Origin of the sequence: uncultured Pseudacidovorax sp., assembly GCF_913773995.1 — a bacterium.
GTDB lineage: Bacteria > Pseudomonadota > Gammaproteobacteria > Burkholderiales > Burkholderiaceae_C > Xenophilus.
This window is the reverse complement of sequence record NZ_CAJYES010000033.1, coordinates 80035-86990: the sequence shown is the minus strand read 5'-3', so window position 1 is coordinate 86990 and position 6956 is coordinate 80035. Positions and strand designations below refer to the sequence as shown.

At 65.5% G+C, this 6956-nt stretch carries 13 protein-coding genes; 11 read left to right on the top strand and 2 right to left on the bottom strand.

The features are described from left to right. The 11 genes from rplC to QZ772_RS03315 all read left to right on the top strand — a co-directional run. The coding region (gene rplC / locus QZ772_RS03365) for a 50S ribosomal protein L3 (RefSeq protein ID WP_295523001.1) at positions 1-586 on the top strand (586 nt) is incomplete at its 5' end. Next, positions 586-1206 carry a 50S ribosomal protein L4 gene (gene rplD / locus QZ772_RS03360; RefSeq protein WP_017759512.1) on the top strand — a complete coding sequence of 207 codons (621 nt, stop codon included), beginning with the start codon at positions 586-588 and terminating at the stop codon, positions 1204-1206. The genes rplC and rplD, both read left to right, overlap by 1 nt. Positions 1207-1211: 5 nt before the next feature. Then, the gene (gene rplW, locus QZ772_RS03355; protein ID WP_193758146.1) at positions 1212-1538 is read left to right on the top strand and encodes a 50S ribosomal protein L23; all 327 of its coding nucleotides are present in this window, start codon (positions 1212-1214) and stop codon (positions 1536-1538) included. A gap of 2 nt (positions 1539-1540) precedes the next feature. Continuing rightward, positions 1541-2365 carry a 50S ribosomal protein L2 gene (rplB, locus tag QZ772_RS03350; RefSeq protein ID WP_017758380.1) on the top strand — a complete coding sequence of 275 codons (825 nt, stop codon included), beginning with the start codon at positions 1541-1543 and terminating at the stop codon, positions 2363-2365. A 9-nt stretch (positions 2366-2374) separates the two neighbouring features. After that, positions 2375-2650 carry a 30S ribosomal protein S19 gene (gene rpsS / locus QZ772_RS03345; protein WP_017758381.1) on the top strand — a complete coding sequence of 92 codons (276 nt, stop codon included), beginning with the start codon at positions 2375-2377 and terminating at the stop codon, positions 2648-2650. Between the two features lie 12 nt (positions 2651-2662). Then, the gene (gene rplV / locus QZ772_RS03340) at positions 2663-2995 is read left to right on the top strand and encodes a 50S ribosomal protein L22 (protein WP_017758382.1); all 333 of its coding nucleotides are present in this window, start codon (positions 2663-2665) and stop codon (positions 2993-2995) included. Positions 2996-3009: 14 nt separating this feature from the next. Beyond that, a complete protein-coding gene (gene rpsC, locus QZ772_RS03335; RefSeq protein ID WP_295522999.1) occupies positions 3010-3906 on the top strand; it encodes a 30S ribosomal protein S3 in 897 nt (298 codons plus the stop codon). 30 nt (positions 3907-3936) lie between these two features. Continuing rightward, the gene (gene rplP / locus QZ772_RS03330; RefSeq protein WP_017758384.1) at positions 3937-4353 is read left to right on the top strand and encodes a 50S ribosomal protein L16; all 417 of its coding nucleotides are present in this window, start codon (positions 3937-3939) and stop codon (positions 4351-4353) included. Positions 4354-4393: 40 nt separating this feature from the next. Next, positions 4394-4600, top strand: coding sequence for a 50S ribosomal protein L29 (gene rpmC / locus QZ772_RS03325; RefSeq protein WP_043118357.1), 207 nt, complete (start codon positions 4394-4396; stop codon positions 4598-4600). A 9-nt stretch (positions 4601-4609) separates the two neighbouring features. Next, entirely contained in the window at positions 4610-4879 is a 270-nt protein-coding gene (rpsQ, locus tag QZ772_RS03320; RefSeq protein ID WP_017758386.1) for a 30S ribosomal protein S17, read from the top strand. Positions 4880-4961: 82 nt separating this feature from the next. Further along, the gene (locus tag QZ772_RS03315; protein ID WP_295522997.1) at positions 4962-5468 is read left to right on the top strand and encodes a peroxiredoxin; all 507 of its coding nucleotides are present in this window, start codon (positions 4962-4964) and stop codon (positions 5466-5468) included. Between the two features lie 172 nt (positions 5469-5640). On the opposite strand, the gene QZ772_RS03310 is transcribed toward QZ772_RS03315, so the two are convergent. Both QZ772_RS03310 and QZ772_RS03305 read right to left on the bottom strand, forming a co-directional pair. Further along, complete coding sequence (locus tag QZ772_RS03310) at positions 5641-6159, bottom strand: GNAT family N-acetyltransferase (RefSeq protein ID WP_295523012.1); 519 nt, start codon at positions 6157-6159, stop codon at positions 5641-5643. A gap of 8 nt (positions 6160-6167) precedes the next feature. Beyond that, on the bottom strand, positions 6168-6860 hold the full coding sequence (locus QZ772_RS03305; RefSeq protein ID WP_295522996.1) for a cytochrome b/b6 domain-containing protein: 693 nt from the start codon (positions 6858-6860) through the stop codon (positions 6168-6170). Positions 6861-6956 lie beyond the last annotated feature (96 nt).

Sequence of the window (6956 nt, the reverse complement as noted above, 5' to 3'; positions counted from 1 at the left end):
GGTGGACGTGTCCAACAACCGCGTGACCCAGGTCAAGACCCAAGAGAACGACGGCTACGTCGCTCTGCAGGTGACGTTCGGTGCCCGTCGTGCTTCGCGCGTGACGAAGCCCCAGGCCGGCCATCTGGCCAAGGCCGGCGTCGAAGCCGGTGAAATCATCCGCGAATTCCGCGTGACCGCCGAAGCTGCTGCGCAGCACCAGGCCGGTGGCGTGATCGCCGCCAACGCCGTGTTCGCCGCAGGCCAGAAGGTCGACGTGCAAGGCACTTCGATCGGCAAGGGCTTCGCCGGCACCATCAAGCGCCACAACTTCGCGTCGCAGCGTGCGTCGCACGGTAACAGCCGTTCCCACAACGTCCCGGGCTCCATCTCGATGGCCCAGGATCCGGGTCGCGTGTTCCCGGGCAAGAAGATGACCGGCCACATGGGCGACGAGACCGTCACCACCCAGAACCTGGACATCGTGCGCATCGACGAAGCCCGTCAGCTGCTGCTGATCAAGGGTGCCATCCCCGGTGCCAAGGGCGGCTTCGTGACCGTGCGTCCCGCCGTCAAGGCCAAGCCCCAGGCAGAAGGAGCGAAGTAATGGAACTCGAACTCCTGAATGAGCAGGGCCAGGCCGCGTCGAAGTACGACGCGCCCGAGACCGTGTTCGGCCGTGCCTACAACGAAGACCTGATCCATCAGATCGTCGTCGCCTACCAGGCCAACGCGCGTCAGGGCACCCGTGCCCAGAAGGACCGCGAGCAGGTCAAGCACTCCACCAAGAAGCCGTTCAAGCAAAAGGGCACGGGCCGCGCCCGCGCCGGTATGACCTCTTCGCCGCTGTGGCGTGGGGGCGGCCGGATCTTCCCGAACCTGCCTGACGAAAACTTCTCGCAAAAGATCAACAAGAAGATGTACCGCGCCGGGATGGCGTCCATCTTCTCGCAGCTGGCCCGCGAAGGCCGCTTGGCCGTGGTCGAGTCCCTCAAGGTCGACTCGCCCAAGACCAAGCAGCTGGCTGCCAAGTTCAAGGCGATGAACCTCGAGTCCGTGCTCGTGATCGCCGAAGAAGTCGACGAGAACCTGTACCTCGCCTCGCGCAACCTGGCCAACGTGCTGGTGGTCGAGCCGCGCTACGCCGATCCCGTGTCGCTCGTGCACTACAAGAAGGTGCTGGTGACCAAGGCGGCCGTCGACAAGCTCAAGGAGATGTTCGCATGAGCCGCATGAATCCCACCCCCGCGGAGCGCGAGTTCGACGAAGGCCGCCTGATGGCTGTGCTGGTCGCACCGATCGTCTCCGAGAAGGCCACGATGGTCGGCGAGAAGTCGAACGCCATCACCTTCAAGGTTCTCCAGGACGCCACCAAGCCCGAGATCAAGGCCGCTGTCGAGCTGATGTTCAAGGTCGAGGTCAAGGGCGTGTCTGTCGCCAACATCAAGGGCAAGACCAAGCGCTTCGGCCGCTCGGTGGGCCGCCGCGACAACGTTCGCAAGGCCTACGTGACGCTCAAGCCCGGTCAGGAGCTCAACCTGGTTTCGGAGGCTGCGTAATCATGGCCGTCATCAAGCTCAAGCCGACTTCCCCGGGCCAACGCGGCGCGGTCAAGATCTCGCGCGACCACCTGCACAAGGGTGAAGGCTATGCGCCCCTGCTGGAGCCCCAGTTCCAGAAGGCCGGCCGCAACAACAACGGCCACATCACCACCCGTCACAAGGGTGGTGGTCATCGTCACCACTACCGTGTGGTCGACTTCAAGCGCAACAAGGACGGCATCCCGGCCAAGGTCGAACGCATCGAGTACGACCCGAACCGTTCCGCCCACATCGCGCTGGTGTGCTACGCCGACGGCGAGCGCCGCTACATCATCGCCCCGCGCGGTGTGGAAGCCGGTGCAACCCTGGTGAGCGGCTCGGAAGCCCCGATCCGCGCCGGCAACACCCTGCCGATCCGCAACATCCCCGTCGGTTCGACGATCCACTGCATCGAGCTGCAGCCGGGCAAGGGCGCGCAGATCGCACGCTCCGCCGGTGCTTCGGCCACGCTGCTGGCCCGCGAAGGCATCTACGCCCAGGTGCGTATGCGTTCGGGCGAAGTGCGCCGGATCCACATCGAGTGCCGCGCCACCATCGGTGAAGTGGCCAACGAAGAACACAGCCTGCGCCAATACGGCAAGGCTGGCGCGACCCGCCATCGTGGTATTCGCCCGACCGTCCGCGGCGTGGTGATGAACCCGGTCGACCACCCGCATGGTGGTGGTGAAGGCAAGACCGGCGAAGGCCGTCATCCGGTCGACCCGTGGGGCAACCTCACCAAGGGTTACCGTACCCGCAACAACAAGCGCACGCAGGTCTTCATCGTGTCGCGTCGCAAGAAGTAAGGGGCAGCCATGACTCGCTCTCTCAAAAAAGGTCCCTTCGTCGACCACCACCTGATCGCCAAGGTCGAGAAGGCCATCGCGACCAAGGACAAGAAGCCGATCAAGACCTGGTCGCGCCGCTCGATGGTGCTGCCCGAGTTCATCGGCCTGACCATTGCCGTGCACAACGGCAAGCAGCATGTGCCCGTCTACGTGACCGACCAGATGGTCGGCCACAAGCTGGGCGAGTTCGCACTGACCCGTACGTTCAAGGGTCACCCGGCGGACAAGAAAGCCAAGAAGTAAGGAGCAGAGAACATGTCTGAAACACGTGCAGTTCTCCGCGGCGTGCGCCTGTCTGTGGACAAGGGCCGCCTCGTCGCCGACCTGATCCGCGGCAAGAAGGTCGATCAAGCGCTGAACATTCTGGAATTCACCCAGAAGAAGGCCGCCGTGATCGTCAAGAAGGTGCTCGAGTCGGCCATCGCCAACGCCGAGCACAACGACGGAGCCGACATCGACGAGCTCCGCGTCAAGACGATCTACGTCGAGCAGGGCGCCACGCTCAAGCGCTTCACCGCGCGCGCCAAGGGCCGCGGCAACCGCATCAGCAAGCCCACGTGCCATGTGTACGTGACCGTCGGCAACTAAGGTCTGGAAGAAACATGGGACAGAAAATCCACCCGACCGGCTTCCGCCTTGCGGTCAGCCGCAACTGGGCCAGCCGCTGGTACGCCAACAACCGCGACTTCGCGGGCATGCTGGCCGAGGACATCAAGGTTCGTGAATACCTGAAGAAGAAGCTCAAGAACGCGTCCGTTTCGCGCGTGCTGATCGAGCGCCCCGCCAAGAACGCCCGCATCACCATCTTCTCGGCACGTCCGGGCGTGGTGATCGGCAAGAAGGGCGAGGACATCGAGAACCTGAAGCGCGACCTGGGCAAGCAGCTGGGCGTGCCGGTGGCCGTGAACATCGAGGAAGTGCGCAAGCCCGAAGTCGATGCGCAGCTGATCGCCGACAGCATCACCCAGCAGCTCGAGAAGCGCATCATGTTCCGCCGCGCCATGAAGCGCGCGATGCAGAACGCGATGCGTTTGGGCGCCCAGGGCATCAAGATCATGTCTGCCGGCCGCCTGAACGGCATCGAGATCGCCCGTACCGAGTGGTACCGCGAAGGCCGTGTGCCGCTGCACACCCTGCGCGCCGACATCGACTACGGCTTCTCCGAAGCCAAGACCACCTACGGCGTCATCGGCGTCAAGGTTTGGGTCTACAAGGGCGACACCCTGGGTCGCAACGATGCGCCCTCGCTGGACAGCACGCCGCGCCCCGAGGGCGAAGAGCGCCGCGGTCCGCGTGGTCCGCGCCGTGACGGCCGTCCGGGCGGCAACGACCGCCGCGGGGGCCCGCGTGCCGGTGCCCGTGGTCCGATCGGTGGCAACACCGCCCCGGCCGACGGCAGCGACAAGCCCGCCGAAGCCGTGGACCCCAACAAGCCCGCCGTTAAGCGCGTCCGCAAAGCCGCGCCCGCTGCAGCAGCGGACGGCGCCAAGGCCGAATAAACCCGGCCCTGAGAAAGACGGAGAAATCTAATGCTGCAACCTGCACGCAGAAAGTTCCGCAAGGAACAAAAGGGCCGCAACACCGGCGTCGCCACCCGGGGCAACTCGGTGGCTTTCGGTGACTTCGGCCTGAAGTCTGTCGACCGCGGCCGCCTCACGGCGCGCCAGATCGAAGCCGCTCGCCGTGCCATCTCGCGCCATGTGAAGCGCGGTGGCCGTATCTGGATCCGCGTGTTCCCCGACAAGCCGATCTCGACCAAGCCCGCCGAAGTCCGGATGGGTAACGGCAAGGGCAACCCTGAGTACTACGTGGCCGAGATCCAGCCGGGCAAGGTCATCTACGAGATCGTCGGCGTGCCCGAAGAACTCGCTCGTGAAGCGTTCCGCCTGGCTGCAGCCAAGCTGCCGCTGCGCACGACCTTCGTTGCTCGCCAGCTTGGCGCCTGATAGGAGAACTCTCATGGCAACCAAGAAGAATGCAGCCAAGGTGTCCAAGGCCGCAACCCTGCGCGAGAAGGACGTCGCCGGCCTCCAGGCCGAAGTCAAGGATCTGCAGAAGGCCCATTTCGGCCTGCGCATGCAGAAGGCCACGCAACAGCTCGCCAACGTGGCCAGCCTGCGCGTGACTCGCCGCGACATCGCCCGAGCCAAGACCATCCTGGCGCAGAAGCAGGCTGCCGCTGCTGCCAAGTAAGGAGTGAACATGACGGAAGCCAAGCAATCCCTCAAGCGCACCCTGGTCGGCAAGGTCGTCAGCGACAAGCGCGAAAAGACGGTGACGGTGCTCGTCGAGCGCCGCGTCAAGCACCCGATCTACAACAAGATCATGATCAAGTCGAGCAAGTACCACGCGCACGACGAAGACGGCCAGTTCCACCTGGGCGACGTGATCGAGATCACCGAGTCGCGTCCGATCTCGAAGTCCAAGAACTGGATCGCCACGCGTCTGGTCGAGAAGGCCGCCGCGGTCTGATCCCCGCCACCCTCGCGGTGCAAGCAAAACGGCCCACAATGTGGGCCGTTTTTGTTTTCCATCAAACCCCAGAGGAGCTTCCATGATCAAGGTTGGCGACACGATTCCCGCGGTCACGTTGTATGAGTATTCGGAAGTGGAGGGCGAAGGCTGCAGCATCGGCCCGAACCCCGTCGATGTGGCCAAGGCCAGCGCCGGCAAGACCATCGCGCTCTTCGCACTGCCGGGCGCCTTCACGCCCACCTGCTCGGCCAAGCACGTGCCCGGCTATGTCGAGGGTGCTGCCGCCTTCAAGGACGCGGGTGTGGACGAGATCTGGTGCCTGAGCGTCAACGATGCCTTCGTGATGGGCGCCTGGGCGCGCGACCAGAAGACCAACGGCAAGGTGCGCATGCTGGCCGATGGCAGCGCAGACTTCGCCAAGGCCACCGGCCTGACGTTGGACCTCACCGCACGCGGCATGGGTGTCCGCAGCAACCGCTATTCGATGCTGGTCAAGGACGGCAAGGTGGCGGCGCTCAACGTGGAAGGCCCTGGCAAGTTCGAGGTGAGCGACGCCGGCACGCTGCTGGCCCAGGCCAAGGGCTGATCGCCTGGCGGCATCGGCCGCGGTGAAAGGAGGGCGGGACGGCGATCGTCCGGCCCTCTTTTTTTGCGGCCTGCTGCGTTGTGTCCGTACCCGGCGTGGCCCTCGGGTCTGCCGCATCAACCAGACACACTTCCCGGCCCAGGACCTCAGTCGTTCGCCATGAGACAGGCGCTCAGAGGTCGGCCTTGAGGTAGTGCGCGCCTGCAATGGGGTTGTGGTAGTAGGGCGGAATGTCCACGAAGCCCAGGTCCACATAGAGCGCGCGGGCGGATTCCATGTCGTCCAGCGTGTCGAGGAGGACGCAGGAATAGCCCGCCTGTCGGGCCGCATCCAGGGCGGCTTCGGCGAGCCGTCGGCCGAGGCCCAGACCGCGGAAGGCCGGGCGCACGTACAGGCGCTTCATCTCGGCAGCATTGGGATAGTCGGCCGTGTCCATCGGACGCAATGCACAGCAGCCGGCGAGGCGCGGCGGCGCGTCCTGGGCCGCCACCGGCGCCGGCGGAGCCCAGGCCAGCAGCAGCGCGCCGCGCGGGGCGACGTAGTCGCCAGGAAGCGCGGCAAGCTCCTCCTCGAAATCCTGGAAGCCCAGGTCGATCTGCAACGAGGCCGCGTACTCGCGGAACAGGGCTTGGGCCGCCTGGAGTTGGGCGGCGTCGTGGACATCGCTCAAGCGAAGATCCGCCGGGGTCATCGCCATGCTCAGCCCTGCAGCCTCGACACCCAGGCGGCCACTGCGGCGCACAGCGCGAAGAGCACCAGCCCCAGCAGGCGCCGCGCGGCGTCGTCGCGGCTCTGAGGCACGCCCTGCGCCACCGCCAGCGCCTTGTCTCCGGTCACCATGGCGGGCACGAGTCGCTCCCGCTTCACCACCGCGTAGAACACCAGGGCCAACACATGCAAGGCGACCAGCGCAATCACCAGCCATTGCCCCGCGTCCTTGTGCCAGTCGGTGGCCCAAGCGGACCAAGCGCCCGGCACGCGCGACGCCAGGGGGCCGGTGAAGCTGATGGCGTCATCGCTCATCAGTCCGGTGAATACCTGCAGGAGCAGCACCAGCAGCATGCCGAGCACCGACAGCGAGCCCAGCGGGTTGTGTCCAATGCGCTCGTGCTCAGTTGCGCGGCCGCGAACATAGGCCATCACTGCGACCGGCCCTCGGAGAAAGGACGCAAAGCGCGACCAGTAGCCACCGGCGAAGCCCCAGAGGAGGCGGAACAGCAACAGGGCCAGCGTTGTGTAGCCCAGGCGGAAGTGCCAGTCCATGGCACCGGTCTTGGCCGTCACCACCAACGCGACCACGCAGAAGGCCAGCGCCCAGTGGAACAGCCGGGTGGGCAGATCCCACACGCGGACGCGGGTGACGGAAACGGCAGGTGCAGCAGTGGAAGCCATGGATCGGGGAGTTGGAGCGCCGCGGCCGGATCGGCCGAAGGCCCGCCAGATTAACAAAAGCGATCCGCCAACCGGATATGCCGCATGCCCGATGGC

Bases quoted from the DNA above. Each gene is read 5' to 3' on its own strand.
- rpsQ (WP_017758386.1), top strand. From the start codon at position 4,610: ATGACGGAAGCCAAGCAATCCCTCAAGCGCACCCTGGTCGGCAAGGTC.
- QZ772_RS03315 (WP_295522997.1), top strand. From the start codon at position 4,962: ATGATCAAGGTTGGCGACACGATTCCCGCGGTCACGTTGTATGAGTAT.
- rpsS (WP_017758381.1), top strand. From the start codon at position 2,375: ATGACTCGCTCTCTCAAAAAAGGTCCCTTCGTCGACCACCACCTGATC.
- rplV (WP_017758382.1), top strand. From the start codon at position 2,663: ATGTCTGAAACACGTGCAGTTCTCCGCGGCGTGCGCCTGTCTGTGGAC.
- rplW (WP_193758146.1), top strand. From the start codon at position 1,212: ATGAATCCCACCCCCGCGGAGCGCGAGTTCGACGAAGGCCGCCTGATG.
- rpsC (WP_295522999.1), top strand. From the start codon at position 3,010: ATGGGACAGAAAATCCACCCGACCGGCTTCCGCCTTGCGGTCAGCCGC.
- rplD (WP_017759512.1), top strand. From the start codon at position 586: ATGGAACTCGAACTCCTGAATGAGCAGGGCCAGGCCGCGTCGAAGTAC.
- QZ772_RS03305 (WP_295522996.1), bottom strand. From the start codon at position 6,860: ATGGCTTCCACTGCTGCACCTGCCGTTTCCGTCACCCGCGTCCGCGTG.
- rplB (WP_017758380.1), top strand. From the start codon at position 1,541: ATGGCCGTCATCAAGCTCAAGCCGACTTCCCCGGGCCAACGCGGCGCG.
- QZ772_RS03310 (WP_295523012.1), bottom strand. From the start codon at position 6,159: ATGACCCCGGCGGATCTTCGCTTGAGCGATGTCCACGACGCCGCCCAA.
- rplP (WP_017758384.1), top strand. From the start codon at position 3,937: ATGCTGCAACCTGCACGCAGAAAGTTCCGCAAGGAACAAAAGGGCCGC.